Source organism: Rurimicrobium arvi, assembly GCF_039540495.1.
In the GTDB taxonomy this organism is placed as follows: domain Bacteria; phylum Bacteroidota; class Bacteroidia; order Chitinophagales; family Chitinophagaceae; genus Rurimicrobium; species Rurimicrobium arvi.
The window spans coordinates 162681-184373 of sequence record NZ_BAABEZ010000022.1 but is presented as its reverse complement, the minus strand read 5'-3'; the positions used below and the strand labels follow the sequence as shown (position 1 = coordinate 184373).

Sequence of the window (21693 nt, the reverse complement as noted above, 5' to 3'; positions counted from 1 at the left end):
ATATCATATGAACTGGAACGCTTCCGGCATCATGGAGGAAATGAATAATAACCTCCAAAAACTGGTAAAAGGCTACGAGACGCTGCAAACTATAGATGAAGTGGACGTTGCCGTAACGCCCAAAACACTGGTGTGGCAATGCGATAAAGTGAAAATGTACCACTATAAGCGCGACACGCCTGCGAAGAGCAAAATTCCGGTATTGGTATCATTTGCCATGCTGAACCGTCAGGATGTGCTGGACCTGCAACAGGACCGCAGTCTGATGAAGAAACTGCTGGAGCAGGGACTGGATATCTACATCATGGACTGGGGCTACCCTACCAAAGCCGATCGTTACCTGACCATGGAAGACTATATCGATGGTTATATGAATGATGCGGTTGATTTCGTGCGTCGTCATAACCATGTGGACAAGATCCATATGATGTCTATCTGCCAGGCAGGAACTTTTTCAATGATATACGCTTCTCTGTATCCGGAAAAGCTGCAATCGCTCACCACATACGTAGCTCCGTTTGATTTTTCTACCAACAAGTGTATGCTGTTTAAATGGACAAAATACATTGACATCGACACAATGGTAGACTCTATGGGTGTGATCCCGGGAGAAATGATCGACGAAGCGTTCGGTATGCTGAAACCAAGCATGAATATCAGCAAATACCTCGGTGTGATGTCGTCACTCGAGGATAAGGAAAAAATGCTGAACTTCCTCAGAATGGAACACTGGAAAGCAGACCTTCCTGCAATTGCGGGCGAGATGTACCGCAAGTACATCAAAGATCTGTTCCGCGATAACAAACTGATCAAGGGAGAACTCGAACTCGGCGGACGCAAAGTGGATCTGAAAAACATGACGGTTCCTTATCTGAATGTGTATGCAACCGAAGACACGATTATCCCAAATGAAAGCACAGTAGCAATCATGCCGAAAATCGGCAGTAAAGACAAAACCGAAATTGCTTTTCCTGGCGGACATATCGGGGTGTTTGTAGGTTCCAAATCGCAGAAAGAACTGGCGCCGGCAGTAGCAAAATGGGTAATTGAGCACAGTAAAAACTAAATATATCCTTTTCAGAAAGCCTCCCGTATTTTTTACGGGAGGCTTTTTTTATTAATTCATTTACAAGCTTCAGGATACCTGCGAAGCGGTCTTTTGCTACCTTCGCAGGGCTATGGAGTCCATTGTAAAAGCACCTTTCTGGCAACAACAGTTGTTTGGCGTATCTATTGTGCATGTTGTGGCAGCTGTATTTTTTCTGCTGCTGGCGGCCTTGCTGCGCCGATACTTTGCGCGAACCATATCCAGGGTTTTCTTCGGGATATTCACCCGTATAGCCGACGCCAGACACAGAGAGCAATTCCGCTCGCTGCTGCAAAAACCCATGGAAGGGCTGCTCACCTCCATGCTGTTTTTTATGGCGCTTAATCAGCTCAGCGGATGGTGGGAAAACATCATCCTGTTTGAGCGGCATAAAAAAGGGGCCGGTGCACGCAACTTCATTTCCGGATCATTCAGCGCTATGGAACTGATCGATCACCTTTTCTTTTTAGCCTTTATCTTTTACTTCGTCTTTTTACTCGTACGGGTTATTTCATTCCTGTTTTTCGTGTGGGTGGAGAAAGCTGCCGCATTGGGCGACCGTGAAAGGCAACAGCTGTTGCCCCTGCTGCGGGATGTGTTTGCCGTGCTGCTCTGGTCATTCGGCTTCTTCGCGGTACTGGGCGTTGTGTTTCACGTAAATGTGCCAACACTTATTGCAGGACTGGGTTTCGGCGGCGTGGCCGTAGCTTTCGCAGCGAAGGAGAGTCTTGAAAATCTCCTGGCTTCTTTTATGATTATGGTAGACAAACCGTTCACGATCGGAGACCATATCAAAATCGGTTCCGTAGAAGGTCGTGCCGAAAAAATAGGATTTCGCAGCACGCGTATCCGCACCATGGACAAAACGCTTGTATCCCTTCCCAACAAAAGTCTGATCGGCGACAGTCTCGAAAACTTTTCTGAAAGGGGACTGGCACGCGTACGGTTTAAAGTAAGCGCGAGCTACGGTCTGTCGCAGAGCAACCTGCGCAAGATCGTTACGACAATCAAAGAATATATTGATCAGCAACCGGAAACCAATGGTGATGCGCACGCGTTCCTCGAAGGTTTTGGTCCTACACTCGAAATCCTGGTCACTTATTACATAAAAGTTCCGTCTGAACAGCCTGCCGAAACAATAAAGGAAGACATCAATTACGGTATCTACCAGATCATGTATCAGTATGGCAAAGGATTTGGCGCGCCCGCCACAATCAGTATCAGCGGCAGTGGCGAACCCGAAGTGGAATTGTAAACTGCGCAGTCCGATTATTGTTTACCATAATGAATGGTCACCCATAACCTGAGCGCATTGCTGTCCAGCAGGGTGTGCCAGCGTTCGTCGTTGTAACTGCCTTCGGTGGTGAAATAAGCATGTGAAGCATCCGCAATTACGGAAGGCCTGAAGTCTGCGGTATCCGGTAGTGTATTTTCCGGAACCCTGATAAATTTGTTCACGGTAATATAACGGCGCCAGGTTTCTTTTCGGGGCGCAAGATAAAAGCATACCGTTTTGGTAAGCGAAGTCCTGTCATACTGGCAATCGAAGGAATCGATTCGCGGAATATCAATCTCCGCATGCATTTCCACATTATCAATATTCGCAAAATCGCAGGAATGCTGTTTGTAAATCAGCCGGGGGGCACCCCACATAAACAGAGCGTATATTGAATAGCCGATTAAGGTCATTACAGCAATGACCAGGGAAATGATCAGTGTTTGCTTCATACCGGAGAAACGCACTAAAGAACTTTTTATTACATATGGCGACACACACCTATTCAATTTGCCGATTCGCCACAGTTGCATACTAAAACGGTCACTCTTAGCCGGGTTGTTGCTAACTTTAATACCCTATACAGAGCAATATCCATCTGTCTGACCGATGTCAAAGAAATTTATGATCGGAGGCGTAACGAGCCTCCTGCTCCTCCTGAGCCAATCCGATATAAAAGCGCAGTTCGTATCGTCTGATGTTTTTTTACAGGGAAATTATGTGGAAGTAGGTATAGCGCCCAACGGCGCATTTGGATCCGGTGGAACGGCGCCCACCGGATATCACCCTAAAGGTTCCACAGGCGTCGGTTTTGTGGCAGACCCGGACAAAGACGGCTGGACTGTCGGAACACCTGCCTATTTCGGCGATTACTTCCTTCCGGGCACACCGCAGGAAGGCTGGGGAGTTTCAGTGAACGGATCTGACTACGCCGCATGGCGTGGCACCAGTGCCACCGCTTTCACACCGGGACTTAGCGGAAGCAATACAAGTTATACCAGCTCAGGAGGCAACGTTGTCGGGGTATGGACCGGTTCGGTCGGCGATCTGAAAATCATCCAGACAACCACATTGCAGGTAAATAAGCTGTACTTCGTGGTGAACGTAGAGCTGCAGAATACCGGTTCCGGCACCTTGAAAAAGCTGTATTACAACCGCACGGTTGATCCGGATAACGAGGTTACGATCACCGGAGATTTTGAAACGGTGAATAAGATTGTGTACCGGCTTCCCACCAGTCCGTCGAATAAAACATTGGTTACCGCAACCGGCCAAACCTATACAAAAGCTTACCTGGGCCTTGGTACAAAAGACTGTCGGGCCAAACCCTTTATCATCAATGGCTCGCTTGTGCCCACGCTTGATCTCGCAGCGCTCTATTCCGGAACCGGATTGGCATCGGGATATACCTACGATGAAACAACAGTAACCAACGACGTGGGCATCGGCATTGTATTTAAACTGGATTCACTTGCGCCGGGCTCCGGCACCTCCGTATCGTATGCATATATTCTGCGCCAGACAGACCTGGATTCCGCATTCCTGGATATTACACCGCGCTGGCGTTATAACGGTATTGCTTACAATTCCGGAGATACGATACATCCCTGCAAAGGTTCGGTAATTGATCTGCGCATAGAGAATGGCGGCTATTACGATTCATGGTCCTGGTCGCCCACCACTGGTGTGAGCAGTCCTGCTGCATCCTCCAGCAAAGTAACAGTAGGCACCGGCCGTATTCTGTATACTGCAACCGGAACCTCATCTATATGCAGCGGATCCAGCATCAGCGCCTCTATTTATATAGACCCGGTTGATGCACCGGCAGCACCCGTTGTGAGCAGTCCGGTGAATCTGTGCAGAGGTACTACGGCTACAGCGCTCAGCGCGTCCGGTACGGGTTTGAAATGGTACAAAACGGCAACCGATACAAGCGCGTTGCCGGCGGCACCGGTTCCTGTCACCACCAGCGAAGGAACAACTTCCTATTATGTAACTACCAATAACGGGGTTTGCGAAAGCAGCAGATCGCGCATTGATGTAATCGTAAAAAAATACCCTAACCCGGTGATTGTAACACCCCAGAATTACTGTGTGGGTACTGATACGATAACCGTAAGCAGTGTCACAGGAAGCAATCTGCAATGGTACACCGCTCTGACGGGCGGTACGGCATCGGCTGTAACACCTGTTGTTCCGGGAACCGTAAGCGGCATTTATAAATTTTATGTGACGCAAAGCAGCGGAGTGACCGGTTGCGAGAGTGACCGGGATTCGGTGACGATTATCATTAACGATAAACCGGTGTTGACGATGACCCTTAACGGTGTGGTAAGCTCCGGTTCGTCCGGTTGCTTTGGCGTGGGAAGCGTGATAAAAGCAATTCCCGGTGCCGGAACAGTCAGTTTCACCTGGTACAAAGACGGCATGCTGATAGCCGGCAAAACCGACGATACACTGGTTCCCACTTCCGCAGGAGTTTATTCAGTGCGCATCACCAATTCCGGAGGCTGTTCCGACTCCGGCTATGTACGTGTTTATAACGACTCCACTCCCAGCGTGACAGTCTCTCCTGAAGATGTATACGCATGTCCGGGAGTGATCATCAAACTATACAGCAAGCCTGTCATCAGCGGGTACACCTATACCTGGCAGAAAGACGGCACTTCTCTTGGCGGCAGTTCTGCTTACACTTACGACGCTGCTGATCCGGGCACCTATCTGGTAAAGATAAAGACAACAAATGGCTGTGAATATTTAAGCAATAGTGTCACGGTGTCACATTATCCGGCAATCGCCAAACCGTTTATCGCACAGAAAACACCTGATTTGCTGAGTGTTCCCGGCACATATACCAATTATCAATGGTACCGGAATAATAAGTTGATCCCCGGCGCGACGGCAGCTGTTTATACATACAGCTTTGACGGATCTTATTTCGTGCAGGTGTGGGACGCCAATACCTGCTATACGTTCAGTGATACTATCGTTCTGAATAATCTTTCGGTGCATGATGCAACATCGGATGCCCGTATCCGTATCTATCCGAATCCGGCAACAGACGAAATTCATATCAGCAATTCCCTGTACGCAGGATTTGACATTGTATTAAGCGACCTGAGCGGAAGAATCCTGCTGCAGGCGGCTGCCACCAACACGATTGATATCCGCAGTCTGGCGGCAGGTATGTACTTCCTGCGACTGAGTGAAAGTGGAACAGGAAACTATATAGAGACCATAAAAGTGGAAAAGACGGCGCGATAAATCAGACCAGAAAAATATTCAGTCGATAAACGATCCATGTAAACATTGCGTTCGATAACATAAAACAAAAAGCCACCGCTCATAGAGCAGTGGCTTTTATATTTTTTACTGTATTTTCTATTGCTATTGCATCATACCGATAAACTGGTCGAACAGATAACGGGAATCGTACGGACCTGGTGTGCTTTCGGGGTGATATTGTACTGAGAAAGCAGGTTTACCTTTCACGCGGATGCCTTCTATAGATCCATCATTCAGGTTCACATGCGTCACTTCAATTTTATCTGAAGCCTGGGCTGCCTCAGGCACAATACCGAAACCGTGGTTTTGTGTAGTGATCTCCGATTTTCCGGTGATGAGGTTTTTAACCGGATGATTCAATCCCCGGTGGCCATGGTGCATTTTAAACGTAGGGATACCGTTTGCCAGAGCGAGCAACTGATGGCCCAGGCAGATACCGAATAAAGGCTTACCTGTCTCCAGTAATTCGGAGATCGCTTCTACTGCATAGGGCATGGAAGCGGGATCGCCGGGACCGTTGCTGATGAAATAACCGCTTGGATTGAATTCCTGAAGGGTAGCCGGTTGGGTATGTGCATTGAACACTTTCAGATAAGCGCCGCGTTCGGCAAGACTGGTAAGTATATTTCGCTTTACACCAAAATCCATCACCGCAATACGTATTGCTGCATTTTCATCCCCTACGGTATACGGCTCCGGGGTACTTACTTCGGACGACAATTCCAGGCCTGCCATATCGGGCACCTTTGCGAGTTCCCGTTTCAGATCTTCCGGATTATCAAATTCTGTGGAAATCACACAGTTCATCGCTCCTTTATTGCGGATATGTTGTACCAGCGCACGCGTATCCACATCATAAATCGCAATAAGGTTGTTTTTTACCAGATAGTTTTCCAGAGAATCGGAAGCCATCATACGGGAGTAACGGGACGAAATATTCTTACAGATCAGACCTTTGATCTTTACCGAATTGCTTTCGACATCTGCATCGTTCACACCGTAATTACCGACATATGCCGTGTTCATTATCAGCATCTGGCCGGTGTAAGACGGATCAGTAAACACTTCCTGATAACCGGTCATACCCGTGTTGAAACAGATTTCACCGCCGGTGGTCCCTTTTGCTCCGAATGATTTTCCTTTAAGAAAAGTCCCGTCCTGAAGATAGAGATAGGCGGGACCTGAAGAGAGGTTATTTAGTTGTTGCATACTAAAGTGCAAAGTTGCGTCAAAAATTTGATTATCCGATGCGTTCCTGCAAATTTGTCACAGAATCTTTGCATTTCCGGGTCAGCTCAGCATTTGTTTCAACGCAGAATAAGGGCTGATCGTGCCTTTCAGAATGGATTGTTCCATTAATGTCATTTTCTGACGAATCGATTCCTCCCGGAAAAAACGGTTTTTTAACTCCTCCTGGAGCAGACGATGGAAGGTGAAAATCTGCTGATCATTGCGCCTTTTCGCAAAAAATCCCTTTGCCTGCTGGTGGCGTTCAAAACGTGTTATCATTTCCCATATCTCCGTAATGCCTTTTCGCTCGGTAGACGAAACTGTCTTCACTTCCGGTATCCAGCCGCTTTCGGAAGCCGGAAGAAAATGAAGCGCCCGCTTATACTCCATTTTTGCCATATCTGCCTTTACCTCGTTACCGCTGTCTGCTTTGGTAATGGCGATACCATCAGCCAGTTCCATGATGCCTCTTTTGATACCCTGGAGTTCATCACCCGCGCCCGCGAGCATCAGCAGCAGGAAAAAATCACACAAGTGACTTACCTCAGTTTCGCTCTGCCCTACCCCAACCGTTTCTATCAGCACAACATCAAAGCCGGCGGCTTCACATAATAAAACAGATTCATAGGTTTTATAGGTAACGCCCCCCAGACTTCCCCCCGATGCAGAAGGGCGTATAAATGCATTCGATTGCACAGACAATTGTTCCATTCTGGTTTTATCGCCGAGAATGCTGCCCCTGGTGATACTGCTGCTGGGATCAATAGCCAGCACGGCCAGCTTTTTTCCCTGCGACAGCAGGTACATGCCAAATGATTCTATAAACGTACTCTTTCCTACGCCGGGCACACCGGTTATGCCGATGCGGACAGACTTACCGGTCTGCGGCAAAATATGGTCAACAAGCAGGGACGCACGCGCTTTATCTTCCTCTTTCCTCGATTCCACAAGGGTAATCGCACGGCCCAATGCAGCACGATCTCCTCCTGTAAGCGCTTCGGCCAGCGCAGCCACCGAAATATCTCTTTGTATCATTTATTGATTTTCTCCTTCAGGTAGTCGCGGAAATTATTTATCTCACCGATCATATGCTTATCCCCCGTCTCCTTAGCTTTCTGTTCCGCCACATCCAGACGTCGGATCGCACCTTCAAAATCTTTGTCCTGTGCATCGAAATTGGCATTCTGGATCTGTACCGTAGCCAGATCGCGTGCATAGGTAGCCGGCGCAATTGCATATAATGCTTCACGTACCTGAAGCGATTTCCGGAAGATGGCTTTAGCTTCAGCCGTTTTTTTGAAGGCAGATTTACAACCGGCAAGCTTGTAATAATTATCGCAGGCAAGATCACCGACAAGTACCACGTTTTCCTTTATCAGAGGTTCGAGCAGAGCTCCGGCCTCCGTCCACGCCTTTTCTGCGGGTCCGATCTTAACATCTACATTCATGTACTTCTGACCCAGTGTATAAAGCGTACGGGCATATTCAAACCGATAGTACGGTAATCCGTAAACCGATAGTTGCGCACGCACTGCTGCGGCTTCCTGCAGCAATTCTTCATAAAGCTTGTCCCGGTCGAACCACTTTACCGCAACAGCGTAAGCATCTATGAGTTCCGCAAAGACCGGACCGGCTTCTTCGCGATGCACATTGGTGTAAGCCAAAAACAATTCGTAAGCAGCACGAAGCGTCTCTTCTGCTTCTTTAGGCGCACCTGCCTTCTGATAAATGATACCGGTAACCATAAAGCCAAGCGCACGGTTGAAAGAATCGGACGACTCCGTAATACCCTGCGCTTTCTTTGCATTCGCAAGAGCACCCTGGAAATCATTTGCCTTATTCTGTAAAACAGCCATATCGAGCAACACTTTTACGTGCAGGCGACGGCTTTGCGCATCCGGAACCACCTGTTGCAGCAGGTATTCAGCCTCGATAAGCTGAGACAACGCCTGGGCAGAATCCATTTGTGCACTGTAAATATCTGATCGTTGCCGGCTAATTTCCGCCAGCAGCAGCGTATCATTTGCGTGTGTCTGTGCCAGACGCTCATTCAGATCCAACGCAGCATTCCACTGCATTGCCGCCGTAAAATGATCGACCTGGTCCAGAGAATCACCATAACCGGCAAAGCCTGACCGGAATAACGCCTGTTCGTTCCGTACAGCAGCAGCAAAATCTGCCCCGGCGGCGTTCATCGCTATCAGATATCGGTAGTCAGCTGCATTCTTGGATCTGATTTTTTTATCAGCAAATTTCTGCGTCATGGTTTCAACCGCCACATGCCAGGAATCAGCAGACAATTGCTTCGCAGCAGACCGAGATAACTTCGAAAGTCCTTCGGTTCCCGCTTCAGTAAATGATACAGCTGTGGCAAACTGCCTGCGGTAAGCAAACATAAGTTGCCGGTAAGACAACCAGAATTGCGCTTCCCCGATCTTTGCGGCATTCCGGAACAAACTGTCAAAAGCGCGGTCATAGCGCGTTCGTACAGCTTCCACCGTATGCAACAGATCATTTTTTGTAGTAGTCCTGTTATCAACAGTTTGCGCAGGTGCAACTGTAAACAGCAGACAGCAGGCGATCAGCAGAAAATACTTCATGAAATATCTTTTATGGTAATGAGGGTTGTCGCAAATATACAGGCTATCAGCTACTCAAGTAAGACCTCCTGTACAGACGAAAAACATTCCCGAATAATTTGAGACAAGCTCCGGTTTTTCATATGAAATAACCTACCTTTGCACGCAAATTAAAAACACAACTTTTACTTTATTATATGTCGGGACAACTTAAAGAGGTTCGTAACAGGATCAAGTCGGTAACATCCACCCAACAAATCACCAAGGCGATGAAAATGGTGAGTGCCGCGAAACTGCGTCGTGCACAGGATGCGATCACGCAGATGGCGCCTTATTCCCGCAAACTTCAGGAAATGCTCAGCAATATCGTGAGCAGCGCATCTTCCAACGTGGAAATGCCGCTGGCAGATGAGCGCGCTGTTGAGAAAGTACTGTTGATCCCTATTACATCGGACAGAGGTCTGTGCGGAGCGTACAACTCAAATGTGATCAAGCTCACACGCAATACAATTACCCAGAAATACCCCAAAGCAGAAGTAACCATTCTCCCGTTGGGTAAAAAAGGATACGAGTTCTTCCTGCGCGGTAACTATAAAATTGTCGACAACTACTGGAATATATTCCACAATCTTTCTTTCGAAAGCGTTCGCGAAGCGGCTGTGTATGCTCAGGAAGCATTTCTGGCAAAACAGTATGATCGCGTGGAGATCATCTACAGCCAGTTTGTCAATGCCGCTGTTCAGGAATTCGTTGCAGAACAATACCTGCCGATCCCGAAAGTGGAACAAACAGATAATAACAAAACGGTTGATTTCATCTTCGAACCCTCCAAAGAGATCCTGATCGAAGAACTGATGCCGAAAATCCTGAACACACAGGTATTCAAAGCCGTGCTGGACGCAAATGCTTCTGAGCATGGTGCACGTATGACCGCAATGGACAAGGCAAGTGAGAATGCAAATGAATTGCTGCGCTCTCTGAAAATCAGTTACAACCGTGCACGTCAGGCTGCGATCACCACCGAACTTACCGAGATCGTGAGTGGTGCTGCTGCATTGCAGGGGTAATATCTACAGATCATTTTCTTAAGGTCCGGAATGATATCATTCCGGACCTTTTTTATTGCGTCCTGCACATATAAAAATCAGCAGATCACATAGGAATTACCCTTTGCTTTAATTACTTTTGCGCAACATTTTTGAAACCATCGTATGAATATTGCCATTATCGGTACAGGATATGTAGGACTGGTGAGCGGAACCTGTTTCGCTGAAACCGGAAACAATGTCGTTTGTATTGACATCAATGAAGACAAAATAGCGCAACTGCGTGCCGGTAAAACCCCGATATACGAACCGGGACTGGACGTGCTGCTGGAACGCAACATCAAGGAAAAGCGTATCACCTTCACTACTTCGCTTGAAGAAGGCATCAAAGATGCGAAAATTATCTTCCTTGCATTGCCTACCCCTCCCGGCAAAGACGGTTCCGCCGATCTTCAGTATGTGCTTGGAGTGGCAAAAGACCTGAGCAACATCATCACCGAATACAAGGTGATCGTTAATAAAAGTACCGTACCGGTAGGCACCGCAGAAAAAACAGCTGCTGTGCTCGCGGAAAATCTCGATCGCTCCCTGTTCGATGTAGTGAGCAATCCTGAATTCCTTCGCGAAGGTGTAGCGGTGGAAGATTTCCTGAAGCCCGACCGCGTGGTGATCGGAACCACTTCCGAAAAGGCAAGAAAGCTGATGGATGAACTGTATCAGCCATTCGTACGCCAGGGCAACCCGATTTATTACATGGACGAGCGCAGCTCCGAAATGACCAAATATGCGGCGAACTCTTATCTCGCGATGCGTATCTCCTTCATGAACGAAATGGCCAATCTTTGCGAAGAGGTAGGTGCAAATGTGGACTGGGTCCGCATCGGAATGGGTAGCGATAACCGCATCGGTAAGCGATTCCTGTTCCCCGGTGTAGGATATGGCGGAAGCTGTTTCCCTAAGGATGTGCAGGCGCTTGCGCACACAGCAGAAGAGTATGCCTATGATTTCAAAATACTGAAGTCGGTTATGAAGGTGAACGATATGCAGAAGCTGATCCTCGGAAAGAAGATCAAAGCGCATTTCGGCGACCTTAAGGGTAAGACATTTGCAATATGGGGACTCGCTTTCAAGCCGGAAACCGACGATATCCGCGAAGCGCCGTCCCTGTACCTGATCGAAACATTGCTTTCAGAAGGTGCCCGGGTAAAAGCATTCGATCCGGAAGCGATGGATAATGTGAGAGCAATCTTCGGAGACCGCGTGCAATTCGTAGATAATCAGTACGACGCACTGGATAATGCTGATGCGCTCGCTATCGTAACGGAATGGAGCGAATTCCGCAATCCCGATTTCGAAAAAATGAAAAGCAGCCTGAAACAGCCGTTGATTTTTGACGGCCGTAATGTGTATGCGCTTGAAAAAATGCAGGAACTTGGCTTTCATTATGAAAGCATGGGTCGTAAAACGATCGCTTAGTTGCTTCCCTCAATTTAAAACTGATTCAACATTTATATGTCAAAGAAAAGAGTATTGGTAACAGGAGCAGCAGGGTTTCTCGGCTCCCACCTCTGCGACCGCTTCCTGGCCGAAGGATATGAAGTTATTGGTATGGACAACCTGCTCACAGGTAATCTGCGCAATATCGAACACCTCTTTCCCGAAAAAGATTTCACCTTTTACAACCACGATGTAACCAAATTCGTGCACGTACCGGGTAAAATCGATTACATCATGCATTTCGCCTCTCCGGCCAGTCCGATCGACTACCTGAAAATGCCGATCCAGACACTGAAGGTGGGTGCTCTGGGTACGCATAATCTGCTGGGCCTTGCAAAAGCAAAAGGTGCACGAATCCTCGTAGCTTCCACATCAGAAGTGTATGGCGATCCGCTGGTGCACCCGCAGGTGGAAGAATACTGGGGCAATGTCAATCCGATCGGTCCGCGCGGTGTATACGACGAAGCAAAGCGCTTTATGGAAAGCATCACCATGGCCTACCATAAATTCCACGGCGTGGAAACACGCATTGTACGTATCTTTAATACATATGGTCCGCGTATGCGACTCGATGACGGTCGTGCGCTGCCTACATTCATGAATCAGGCTTTGCAGGGCAAAGACATCACCGTATTCGGAGACGGATCACAAACACGTTCTTTCTGCTATGTAAGCGATCTGGTCGACGGCATTTACCGCCTCCTGCACTCTGATTATGCTTACCCCGTAAACGTAGGCAACCCGCAGGAGATCACACTGAAAGAATTTGCCGAAGAAGTGCTGAAACTCACAGGCGCTTCGGTAAAAATAGTATACGAACCATTGCCACAGGACGATCCGAAACAACGCAAACCGGATATCACCAAAGCCCGCGAAATGCTGGGCTGGGAACCGAAAGTGGAACGTGAAGAAGGCCTTAAAGCCACCTGGGAATATTTCCGGAAAGTATTCTAAAATATTACAGTACCTGTTTTGAAAGCATCCGTTTCCGCGGATGCTTTTTTTATACCTGAAAATAAGCACTTATTTTTTCGACTAAAGTCTGTAAATGAAATAGTTTGGCTGACTTATTTAAAGCAGACATCAAAGCATGAGCCAGGATCTTAAGTCACTATTTCAATTCACCAGGCGGGAAAAGCGGGGACTTATTACCTTACTGAGTATAGTCACAATTTTACTGCTGTCGGGCAGATGGTACAACGCATTACATGAAGCCGGAGACCCGTTCCTGCTTTCAGGGGATCTCGCAAAAAAATGGAAAGCTTATAACCAGGACAATCAACAAAGCATTGTGCACCAAAGCTGGCACCCGGACGATGCAGCCCACCCCTTTCCGTTCGATCCGAACACGCTGGATAGTCCGGGCTTCATTAAGCTGGGACTGGATGCGGGAACTACCGGCCGGCTTATGAACTGGCGCCGCAAGGGCAAAGTCTTCTACAACGCGGAAGAGTTCGGACAATTGTATGGGCTCTCGCCAGATCTGTGGACACAATTACGCCCGTTTGTACGGGTTGCGGCAAAACGAAACAATGACCACTTCCGCTCATACGAACAGACGCCTTTACCGGCGGAACTGGATCTGAATACGGTCGATTCAGCCACGCTTGTCCGCATAGACGGCATCGGACCCTTCCTCGCTCATAAGATTATTGCCCAACGCACAGCTTTGGGCTCTTACCTTTCCAATCTGCAGCTTTCAGAGGTGCACCGTTTCCCGGATTCAGTGCTCCGGCAACTCAGGCGGCAGCTGGTTGTACGCAGCAATACGGTAAAAAAGATACGGCTGAACGATGCCGGCGAGGCTGAACTGGCCAGACATCCTTATATCGGCGCACAAATGGCGAAAAACATCATTTTGCTGCGCGGAGGATTAACTAAATATGAAAAAATAGAGCAGCTGCGGCAGGTGCCTTTGATGAATGAAGAAAAATATCGTAAAATTGCACCCTATTGCATAATTGAATAAGTCGCATGAACTTCTCTCCTACAGAAACACAGGCACAAATCGCGGATATGGTACGCGATTTTGCACAAAAACATATTAAACCCAAAATGATGGAATGGGATGAAACCCAGCACTTCCCGGTGGATGTGTTCCGCAAAATGGGTGAGCTCGGCCTCATGGGTGTATTGGTGCCTCAGGAATACGGAGGATCCGGACTCAGTTACTTTGAATACGTTACCGTAGTAAGCGAGATCGCTAAAGTCTGCAGTTCCATAGGCTTATCCACAGCAGCACATAATTCGCTCTGTACCGGGCATATCCTGTATTTCGGAAACGACGAGCAAAAGAAGAAATATCTGCCTAAACTGGCTTCCGGCGAATGGATCGGAGCATGGGGACTCACAGAAGCAAATACCGGAAGCGATTCAGGTAACATGCAATGTGTGGCCACACGCGACGGTGATGACTGGATCATTAACGGTACCAAGAACTGGATCACGCACGGTATCAGCGGTGAAGTGGCAGTAGTGCTCTGCCGCACGGGTGAACCGAGAGCGAAAAACAACAGTACTGCGTTCATCATCGAGCGTGGTACCCCCGGCTTTTCCGGCGGTAAAAAAGAAAACAAACTCGGCATGCGTGCCAGCGAAACCGCAGAACTGATCTTCGACAATTGCCGTATTTCCGATGCACAACGTCTGGGAAATGTGGGCGAAGGTTTTAAGCAGGCAATGAAGATCCTCGACGGTGGCCGTATCTCTATTGCAGCGCTGTCCCTCGGTATCGCGAAAGGCGCTTATGAAGCTGCCGTAAAATATGCTAAAGAACGCCATCAGTTCGATCAGCCGATCGCAAACTTCCAGGCGATCTCTTTCAAGCTGGCAGAAATGGCTACAAAGATAGAAGTAGCTGAGCAACTGATCCTGCAGGCTGCTGATCTGAAAAACAAACATCTGCCGATGACCAAAGAATCGGCTATGGCGAAATATTACGCTTCAGAAGTTTGTGTACAAGTCGCTACCGACGCCGTACAGATATTCGGAGGATACGGTTATACCAAAGACTTCCCGGTTGAGAAATTCTACCGCGATTCAAAATTGTGTACCATTGGTGAAGGAACATCTGAGATCCAGAAACTCGTGATCTCCCGCTCTATCCTTTCCTAGATTGTTTGGTATTTTTATAAAAGCGACTGTGGCAAACAGTCGCTTTTTTTTATTCCAGAAATGCATTGCGTTGTATTAGCGGGCAATCGATGACATAAAAAAGGACCGCCGCAGCAGTCCTTAAAATTGAAAAGTGTAAAAACCCCGGACTACCAGGTACTGGTTGCCGTCTTGGTATATTGGTCCCAGGGCGTGGTTTTATAATGATTCTCAGCGATGTATTTAAGGATCGGTTCGATCGCTTTCACATCCTGGTATCCCGGAATCAGTTGCGGATTCTGGAAGTTTTCCTCCATAATCACGGTGGTGGGATAAGACAACTGACCTCTCAGCAATTGTATGGCAAATTGGTTTGTCCTGCCTTCCAGCCCATACGCCGAACCCATAAAATGAACACTGTCTGTTTGTTCAGCGTTGAACTTAACAGCATAATAGTGCTCATTGATGTATTTGATCACATTGGGATTCGAAAAAGTTTTCTGATCCATTACCTTACACCATCCGCACCAGGGAGTGTACACATCGATATATACCTTGCGCGGGGCCACCTTCATTTTCTTCTGAACTTCATCCAGGCTGATCCAGTTGATCTCCTTATCAGAAACAGCACCGGCAGAGGCTGCCGCTGCATGCGTACCGGTTGAAGACTTAGCTCCGGATTGCTTGTGTTTCTGCGCCTGTGCAGAAAATGAAAACGCAGCAATGGCGAGGGTTATGCCAATAAGTTTTTTCATAAAAATCAATATTTCAGCAACGAATTTACAACTATTTACGTGTAGCTTTGTTGGCTGACGGTAAATAAAAAGTAAAAATGAAACTGGTCGTGGCGGTCTCCGGAGCAAGCGGATCTATCTATGCAAAAGTGCTGTTGGATAGTTTACAAAGGATACAAAAAGCAACGGATGAGATCTATGTTGTCTGGAGCGACAATGCTAAAGATGTATGGCTGCAGGAACTGGGCGATTCCACTCACCAGGATTATGCATTCCCGGTACGCGGGAAAAACGATTTTTATGCTCCGTTCGCGTCCGGCAGTGCAGGTTTTGATGCATTGATCATCTGTCCCTGCAGTATGGGCACCATGGCGCGTATTGCCACCGGCATCAGCAACGACCTGATCACAAGAACTGCAGACGTTATGCTCAAGGAAAGAAAAAAACTCGTTTGCGTGGTGCGTGAAACTCCATACAACCTGATCCAGTTGCGCAATATGACCACCCTCACTGAAGCCGGCGGTATTATCTGCCCGGCAAGCCCTTCCTTCTATTCCCGGCCGGAAACAATGGAACAGCTTGCAGCAACCGTTACAGACAGGGCTTTGCACCTCGCGGGTATACCCGTTCCCTCCTACCGTTGGGGAACCGAACCAAAAGCTTAATTCTACTAATCGCTACACAGGCATGAATCAACTTTTTCAAGACTTCTCCGAAAGCAATCTGAACGAATGGAAACAAAGACTCGCAAAAGATCTGAAAGGTATCAGTTTTGAAGACCTTTCGGCAACCGACCGTAACGGTATCACGATTGCTCCTTTTTACACGGCGGAGAATGGAACACAAAAAGACACGCGCTTCTTCGCGAGTGAATGGAATATCTGCAGCAGGATTATCGTAACCGACGCTACTCAGGCCAATAAAACGGCATTGAAAGAACTCGCGGGCGGGGCAAATGCTTTGTGTTTTGTTATCCGCGATCAGGTGGATTACACGCTTCTGCTGAAAGACATTGACTGGCAGATCATCCATATCCGGTTTGAATACACCGGCAATAATGAAGCCGGCGAAAATGAACTGAAACAACTGCCGTCCGCAGATCTGAGTCGTGCCACTTTCGTGTACGACCCGATAGGCAAAGGCATATCTACAGGAATCACTTCCGAACCAGACGGCGAACAGCTTGCAGCTATCGTAGCTCATACGGGCAGCATTACCGTATGTGGAACCGTGTACCAGAATGCCGGTCTGAACAGCAGTACCGAACTTTCATACCTGCTCGCACACGTGAACGAATACCTGAATCTGTTGCACCGGCACGATGCATTGAAGCATATAAAACAGGTGAACGTCAGCCTGGCCTGCGGCACCAATTTCTTCGAGGAAATTGCCAAAATGCGTGCACTGCGTTCCTTACTGGAAAGCCTCGCAGCGGAATACGGAATAGAGGCAGCGATATACCTGCATGCAGAAACCTCAGACATGTACCGTTCTCCGTTCGACGCATACAGCAATATGCTGCGCGACACGATAGCGGGCATGGCGGCTGTATTAGGTGGCTGCAGCGCGCTTAGCATACATGGCTTCGATCAGAACAGCGAAACACAATCCGCTGAGTTATCCGCAAGAATGAGCCGCAACCAGCAATTGATCTTTAAAGAAGAATCTTACCTGAATCAGGTGGCGGATATATCAGCCGGATCTTTTTACCTGGACGAACTCACAGAAATCCTTGCAGATAAAGCCTGGACATTATTTCACGATCAGGAGCAACAAGGCGGATTTTTAGCTGCGCTGAAAGACGGAAGTATTGCAGCAACGGTGCACACACAACAAAGCGGATTACTCAATGAGTATAAGGAAGGTCGCAGGGTATTGATCGGAGTGAACAAATACCCTAATCCCGACGACAAACCGCATCCTGTTCCTGCCACAGCAGGCAACGGTCTGTTCCCGCTTCTCAATATTCCGCAAGCATTGATGCAATCATGACACAATTGTTAACCACTGAGCGTATGCATTTGCGCGTTTTCGAAAAAGAAGCGTACTATGCACTTGTCAATAGCCACAGCGACGAAGAGCTGATGGTACTGCTTGGGTTTGACGAACCATCGCAGCTGGAACTGGAGAAAAGGAAAGTGCGCGAAGGGATGTGCACGTACCGGACATCTGTTAGCATCTTTCATATGCTGCATAAAGACTCAGGGGCCTTTATCGGCTCTATGGCGTTTCACAACTGGTATCCCGAACACCGCCGGGCGGAAATCGGTTATATAACACGCCCCGAATGGCGCAGGCAGGGACTGATGCGTGAGGCGCTGGCCACTACCATTCCTTACGGCTTCGAAGTATTGAATCTGAACCGTATGGAAGCAGTTATTGCACCCTACAATATCGCTTCGCAGGCACTTGTAAAAGCGTGGAATTTCCGCCAGGAAGGCCATATGAAAGAGCATTATATGGTGAACGGACAACTGGAAGACTCGCTGTTGTTCGCACTGACCCGCAGCGAATACGATCAATTATTATTAAACAAAGCACAATCTTGATCCAGGATGAATCACATCAGAAAAAACTTACCCGGAAAAAGAACGATAAAAGATAAGGCAGCACCTCAGTATACGGAGACGCATACCGCCACTGCTGAAGGCATCGGCATTAAGAAAGTTTATGCTTCCGGCGACCTGAAAGACAAAAAGCAATTGCATTTTGCAGCGGGCATCGCGCCGTTCCTCCGGGGTCCTTACTCCAGCATGTATGTACAGAAACCATGGACCATCCGTCAGTATGCGGGCTTCAGTACGGCAGAGGAAAGCAATGCGTTTTACCGCCGGAATCTGGCTGCAGGACAAAAAGGTCTCTCGGTGGCATTTGACCTGGCAACGCATCGCGGTTACGACAGTGATCACGAACGTGTGGTCGGAGACGTGGGGAAAGCAGGTGTGGCCATCGATTCGATACTGGACATGAAGATCCTGTTCGATCAGATACCGCTTGATGAGATGAGCGTTTCGATGACAATGAACGGAGCTGTATTGCCCGTGCTTGCATTTTACATTGTCGCGGCGGAAGAACAGGGTGTTGCAATGGAACAGCTCAGCGGTACCATTCAGAACGATATCCTCAAGGAATTTATGGTGCGCAACACCTATATCTATCCCCCGGAGCATTCCATGCGGATCATTGCGGACATATTCTCGTTCACGTCGAAGCACATGCCGAAGTTCAACTCCATCTCCATCAGCGGCTATCACATGCAGGAGGCCGGAGCCACTGCAGACATTGAACTGGCATATACGCTCGCTGATGGCGTGGAATATATACGTGCGGGTCTGAAAGCAGGCCTGTCCGTAGACGATTTTGCCCCGCGCCTTTCGTTTTTCTGGGCCATAGGCATGAACCATTTTATGGAAATCGCCAAGATGCGCGCAGGACGTATGCTCTGGGCAAAACTGGTAAAACAGTTCCAGCCGGCTAAAGAAAAAAGCATGGCGCTGCGCACACACTGCCAGACCAGCGGATGGAGCCTCACAGAACAGGACCCGTTCAATAATGTGGCGCGAACGGCAATAGAAGCACTTGCCGCCGCTATGGGACACACGCAGAGTCTGCACACGAACGCACTCGATGAAGCGATAGCGTTGCCTACAGATTTCAGCGCGCGCATTGCACGCAATACACAGATCATTCTCCAGCAGGAAACGGATATCTGCCGTACCGTGGACCCGTGGGGCGGATCTTACTATGTCGAGTACCTGACCGAACAGCTGGCACAAAAAGCGTGGACACTCCTGGAAGAAGTGGAATCGCTCGGCGGTATGGCCAAAGCAATTGAAACCGGTATCCCGAAAATGCGGATCGAAGAAGCGGCAGCCCGTAAGCAGGCGCGCATCGACGGCGGGAAAGATATCATTGTAGGTGTGAACGCCTACACAACAGACGAGCAATCGGATATTGAAATCCTCGACGTGGATAATGCCCGCGTACGGAAACAACAGATCGAACGGCTCGGACAATTACGCCGGGAGAGAGACAATGACAAAGTACAGGCCGCGCTGCAGGCACTTACGGAAGCAGCGCGTAACGGCACCGGTAACTTACTGGCATTGAGCATAGAGGCGGCACGACTGCGTGCCAGCCTCGGTGAAATATCTTATGCACTCGAACAGGTATTCGGTCGTTACCAGGCGCGTATCCGTTCCATCGCGGGTGTATACTCAAAAGAAATAGAAATGGATGAATATTTTGTTGAAGCGCGCAAGCTTGCAGATGAATTTGCGGAACTGGACGGGCGCCGGCCGCGCATCATGATTGCGAAAATGGGCCAGGACGGACACGATCGCGGTGCCAAGGTTATCGCCACCAGCTTTGCCGACCTCGGATTCGACGTGGATATCGGTCCGCTGTTCCAGACACCGGCGGAAGCTGCCAGGCAGGCCGTGGAGAATGATGTGCATATACTCGGCATTTCCAGCCTTGCCGCAGGCCACAAAACACTGGTACCCCAGGTAATTGAGGAACTGAAGCATTACGGTCGTGAAGACATCATGGTTGTGGCCGGCGGTGTGATACCGCGTCAGGATTACGACTTCCTGTTTGCGTCCGGTGTGTCCTTTGTATTCGGTCCCGGAACCATCGTAGCAAAAAGCGCGATCGAAATCCTTAAAAAGCTGAAAGCCCGATATTGCTGATACGGGACCGGGAGACCGGCTAAGCTATAAAAGCAGAAAAGCGCGTGCATCATAGTTGCACGCGCTTTTTATATATCGGGTAATTTTGTTGCCGCCTACATCGAAGCCAGGGTCACCTTAAAGGTCGACCCTACCCCGGGTTTGGATTGTACGTCGATCTGACCTTTCAGTTTCATCAGCGCACCTTTCATATTGAATAAGCCAAAACCAAAGCCCTGATTTTCCGTATCGGAACGGTAATGCAGATCGAAGATCTTTCCGAATACAGCTTCTTCCATTCCGATACCATTATCCTCGACAGTGATCGTTGCGAGTCCGCTTTTCACCTCGATAGCCAGCTTCACGCGCTTGTTCGCCTCGTCTTTGCGCTGGTATTTAAATGCGTTGGAGAGCAGGTTGTTGATGATGAGCTTTATCGACACCACATCACTTTTAAACGGCTCGGTTTGCACCACCTCTGTTTCATAAGCGATCTTATTGGCGCCTGCAAAAACGGAGTAAATATTTTTCGTTTCTTCGGCCAGCGTCTCAAAAGTGATATTCGAAACAGTCACCTGACCTTTGTGATGATTGTAGTATTCATGCATCGCAATGATATACTCATCCAGCTGCTTCAGTGACTTCCGCATGAGTCCCAGCAGATCGCGCACGTCTTCGATACGATCGGCCTGCTCCAGATAATCGATTGCGGTAAGAATACCCGCAATAGGACCACGGATATCGTGGCTTACACTATAGGCAAATTTATCCAGCTCTTTATACGCAGATTTCAGCTCCTGCATATTGATCTCCATCATGGAATAGGCATGATAGTATTTTACCGCCTCTTCAACAGTCTGATAGATTTCTTCTTCTTTCCAGGGCTTTTTGAGATAGCGGAATACCTGGCTCATATTGATCGCATTGACCACAGCCTCCATATCCGCAAAACCGGTAAGCAATACCCTTACCGGCAACGGGAACATGGTTTTGATCTGTTCCAGCAGCTCTACCCCCGTAATTCCGGGCATCTTCTGATCACAGAATATAACCTTCATATCCGGATTGTTCATCAGGATATTGATCGCCTCCGACACATCCGACGCTACAAACACGTTGTAATGCATGCGGAATGCTGCCTTAAAGCTGATCAGGTTATTCTGCTCGTCGTCTATATACAAAACTTTGATCTTCAT

Annotated in this window: 18 protein-coding genes; 12 read left to right on the top strand and 6 right to left on the bottom strand. The window is 48.4% G+C overall.

Annotation, left to right across the window (positions count from 1 at the left end):
• Positions 1–7 precede the first annotated feature (7 nt).
• Together phaC and ABD846_RS07480 are read left to right on the top strand one after the other, a co-directional pair.
• A complete protein-coding gene (gene phaC / locus ABD846_RS07485; RefSeq protein WP_344824680.1) occupies positions 8–1066 on the top strand; it encodes a class III poly(R)-hydroxyalkanoic acid synthase subunit PhaC in 1059 nt (352 codons plus the stop codon).
• A 112-nt stretch (positions 1067–1178) separates the two neighbouring features.
• Positions 1179–2342 (top strand): mechanosensitive ion channel family protein, encoded by a 1164-nt coding sequence (locus ABD846_RS07480; RefSeq protein ID WP_344824677.1) that lies wholly within the window; start codon positions 1179–1181, stop codon positions 2340–2342.
• A 14-nt stretch (positions 2343–2356) separates the two neighbouring features.
• Here the strand turns inward: ABD846_RS07480 and ABD846_RS07475 are convergent, their stop codons facing one another.
• Positions 2357–2815: a hypothetical protein gene (locus tag ABD846_RS07475; protein WP_344824674.1), complete on the bottom strand. Its 459-nt coding sequence runs from the start codon at positions 2813–2815 to the stop codon at positions 2357–2359.
• Positions 2816–2972: 157 nt separating this feature from the next.
• Between ABD846_RS07475 and ABD846_RS07470 the strand changes: the two genes are divergently transcribed.
• Positions 2973–5627, top strand: coding sequence for an Ig-like domain-containing protein (locus ABD846_RS07470; RefSeq protein WP_344824671.1), 2655 nt, complete (start codon positions 2973–2975; stop codon positions 5625–5627).
• Positions 5628–5750: 123 nt separating this feature from the next.
• Here ABD846_RS07470 and carA read toward each other — a convergent pair whose 3' ends face one another.
• The 3 genes from carA to ABD846_RS07455 form a co-directional block, all read right to left on the bottom strand.
• On the bottom strand, positions 5751–6857 hold the full coding sequence (gene carA, locus ABD846_RS07465; protein WP_344824668.1) for a glutamine-hydrolyzing carbamoyl-phosphate synthase small subunit: 1107 nt from the start codon (positions 6855–6857) through the stop codon (positions 5751–5753).
• An 81-nt stretch (positions 6858–6938) separates the two neighbouring features.
• Entirely contained in the window at positions 6939–7913 is a 975-nt protein-coding gene (gene meaB / locus ABD846_RS07460; RefSeq protein WP_344824666.1) for a methylmalonyl Co-A mutase-associated GTPase MeaB, read from the bottom strand.
• Positions 7910–9478, bottom strand: coding sequence for a tetratricopeptide repeat protein (locus ABD846_RS07455; RefSeq protein WP_344824663.1), 1569 nt, complete (start codon positions 9476–9478; stop codon positions 7910–7912). The genes meaB and ABD846_RS07455 overlap by 4 nt, the downstream gene beginning before the upstream one ends.
• A gap of 176 nt (positions 9479–9654) precedes the next feature.
• On the opposite strand from ABD846_RS07455, the gene atpG reads away from it, so the two are divergent.
• The 5 genes from atpG to ABD846_RS07430 all read left to right on the top strand — a co-directional run bounded on the left by atpG (position 9655) and on the right by ABD846_RS07430 (position 15114).
• Positions 9655–10524 (top strand): ATP synthase F1 subunit gamma, encoded by an 870-nt coding sequence (atpG, locus tag ABD846_RS07450; protein WP_344824661.1) that lies wholly within the window; start codon positions 9655–9657, stop codon positions 10522–10524.
• A gap of 144 nt (positions 10525–10668) precedes the next feature.
• Positions 10669–11979, top strand: a complete 1311-nt coding sequence (locus ABD846_RS07445) for a UDP-glucose dehydrogenase family protein (RefSeq protein ID WP_344824658.1) — start codon at positions 10669–10671, stop codon at positions 11977–11979.
• A gap of 36 nt (positions 11980–12015) precedes the next feature.
• On the top strand, positions 12016–12954 hold the full coding sequence (locus tag ABD846_RS07440) for a UDP-glucuronic acid decarboxylase family protein (RefSeq protein ID WP_344824655.1): 939 nt from the start codon (positions 12016–12018) through the stop codon (positions 12952–12954).
• 136 nt (positions 12955–13090) lie between these two features.
• Complete coding sequence (locus ABD846_RS07435; protein WP_344824652.1) at positions 13091–13969, top strand: ComEA family DNA-binding protein; 879 nt, start codon at positions 13091–13093, stop codon at positions 13967–13969.
• A gap of 5 nt (positions 13970–13974) precedes the next feature.
• Positions 13975–15114 (top strand): acyl-CoA dehydrogenase family protein, encoded by a 1140-nt coding sequence (locus ABD846_RS07430; protein WP_344824649.1) that lies wholly within the window; start codon positions 13975–13977, stop codon positions 15112–15114.
• A gap of 149 nt (positions 15115–15263) precedes the next feature.
• Here ABD846_RS07430 and ABD846_RS07425 read toward each other — a convergent pair whose 3' ends face one another.
• On the bottom strand, positions 15264–15848 hold the full coding sequence (locus tag ABD846_RS07425) for a thioredoxin family protein (RefSeq protein WP_344824646.1): 585 nt from the start codon (positions 15846–15848) through the stop codon (positions 15264–15266).
• 77 nt (positions 15849–15925) lie between these two features.
• Here ABD846_RS07425 and ABD846_RS07420 point away from each other — a divergent pair, with 77 nt between their 5' ends.
• Genes ABD846_RS07420 through scpA form a run of 4 tightly spaced genes read left to right on the top strand, consistent with a single transcriptional unit; the run spans position 15926 to position 20518 of the window.
• Positions 15926–16492 carry a UbiX family flavin prenyltransferase gene (locus ABD846_RS07420; RefSeq protein ID WP_344824643.1) on the top strand — a complete coding sequence of 189 codons (567 nt, stop codon included), beginning with the start codon at positions 15926–15928 and terminating at the stop codon, positions 16490–16492.
• Positions 16493–16514: 22 nt separating this feature from the next.
• Positions 16515–17819 carry a methylmalonyl-CoA mutase family protein gene (locus ABD846_RS07415; RefSeq protein WP_344824640.1) on the top strand — a complete coding sequence of 435 codons (1305 nt, stop codon included), beginning with the start codon at positions 16515–16517 and terminating at the stop codon, positions 17817–17819.
• On the top strand, positions 17816–18376 hold the full coding sequence (locus ABD846_RS07410) for a GNAT family N-acetyltransferase (RefSeq protein ID WP_344824637.1): 561 nt from the start codon (positions 17816–17818) through the stop codon (positions 18374–18376). The genes ABD846_RS07415 and ABD846_RS07410 overlap by 4 nt, the downstream gene beginning before the upstream one ends.
• 6 nt (positions 18377–18382) lie before the next feature.
• Entirely contained in the window at positions 18383–20518 is a 2136-nt protein-coding gene (gene scpA, locus ABD846_RS07405; protein WP_344824634.1) for a methylmalonyl-CoA mutase, read from the top strand.
• Positions 20519–20613: 95 nt separating this feature from the next.
• On the opposite strand, the gene ABD846_RS07400 is transcribed toward scpA, so the two are convergent.
• The gene (locus ABD846_RS07400; RefSeq protein WP_344824632.1) at positions 20614–21693 is read right to left on the bottom strand and encodes a hybrid sensor histidine kinase/response regulator; all 1080 of its coding nucleotides are present in this window, start codon (positions 21691–21693) and stop codon (positions 20614–20616) included.

Bases quoted from the DNA above. Each gene is read 5' to 3' on its own strand.
- ABD846_RS07425 (WP_344824646.1), bottom strand. From the start codon at position 15,848: ATGAAAAAACTTATTGGCATAACCCTCGCCATTGCTGCGTTTTCATTT.
- ABD846_RS07415 (WP_344824640.1), top strand. From the start codon at position 16,515: ATGAATCAACTTTTTCAAGACTTCTCCGAAAGCAATCTGAACGAATGG.
- ABD846_RS07445 (WP_344824658.1), top strand. From the start codon at position 10,669: ATGAATATTGCCATTATCGGTACAGGATATGTAGGACTGGTGAGCGGA.
- ABD846_RS07400 (WP_344824632.1), bottom strand. From the start codon at position 21,693: ATGAAGATCAAAGTTTTGTATATAGACGACGAGCAGAATAACCTGATC.
- atpG (WP_344824661.1), top strand. From the start codon at position 9,655: ATGTCGGGACAACTTAAAGAGGTTCGTAACAGGATCAAGTCGGTAACA.
- ABD846_RS07475 (WP_344824674.1), bottom strand. From the start codon at position 2,815: ATGAAGCAAACACTGATCATTTCCCTGGTCATTGCTGTAATGACCTTA.
- phaC (WP_344824680.1), top strand. From the start codon at position 8: ATGAACTGGAACGCTTCCGGCATCATGGAGGAAATGAATAATAACCTC.
- carA (WP_344824668.1), bottom strand. From the start codon at position 6,857: ATGCAACAACTAAATAACCTCTCTTCAGGTCCCGCCTATCTCTATCTT.
- ABD846_RS07470 (WP_344824671.1), top strand. From the start codon at position 2,973: ATGTCAAAGAAATTTATGATCGGAGGCGTAACGAGCCTCCTGCTCCTC.
- ABD846_RS07410 (WP_344824637.1), top strand. From the start codon at position 17,816: ATGACACAATTGTTAACCACTGAGCGTATGCATTTGCGCGTTTTCGAA.
- ABD846_RS07480 (WP_344824677.1), top strand. From the start codon at position 1,179: ATGGAGTCCATTGTAAAAGCACCTTTCTGGCAACAACAGTTGTTTGGC.
- scpA (WP_344824634.1), top strand. From the start codon at position 18,383: ATGAATCACATCAGAAAAAACTTACCCGGAAAAAGAACGATAAAAGAT.
- ABD846_RS07440 (WP_344824655.1), top strand. From the start codon at position 12,016: ATGTCAAAGAAAAGAGTATTGGTAACAGGAGCAGCAGGGTTTCTCGGC.
- ABD846_RS07430 (WP_344824649.1), top strand. From the start codon at position 13,975: ATGAACTTCTCTCCTACAGAAACACAGGCACAAATCGCGGATATGGTA.
- ABD846_RS07435 (WP_344824652.1), top strand. From the start codon at position 13,091: ATGAGCCAGGATCTTAAGTCACTATTTCAATTCACCAGGCGGGAAAAG.
- ABD846_RS07455 (WP_344824663.1), bottom strand. From the start codon at position 9,478: ATGAAGTATTTTCTGCTGATCGCCTGCTGTCTGCTGTTTACAGTTGCA.
- meaB (WP_344824666.1), bottom strand. From the start codon at position 7,913: ATGATACAAAGAGATATTTCGGTGGCTGCGCTGGCCGAAGCGCTTACA.
- ABD846_RS07420 (WP_344824643.1), top strand. From the start codon at position 15,926: ATGAAACTGGTCGTGGCGGTCTCCGGAGCAAGCGGATCTATCTATGCA.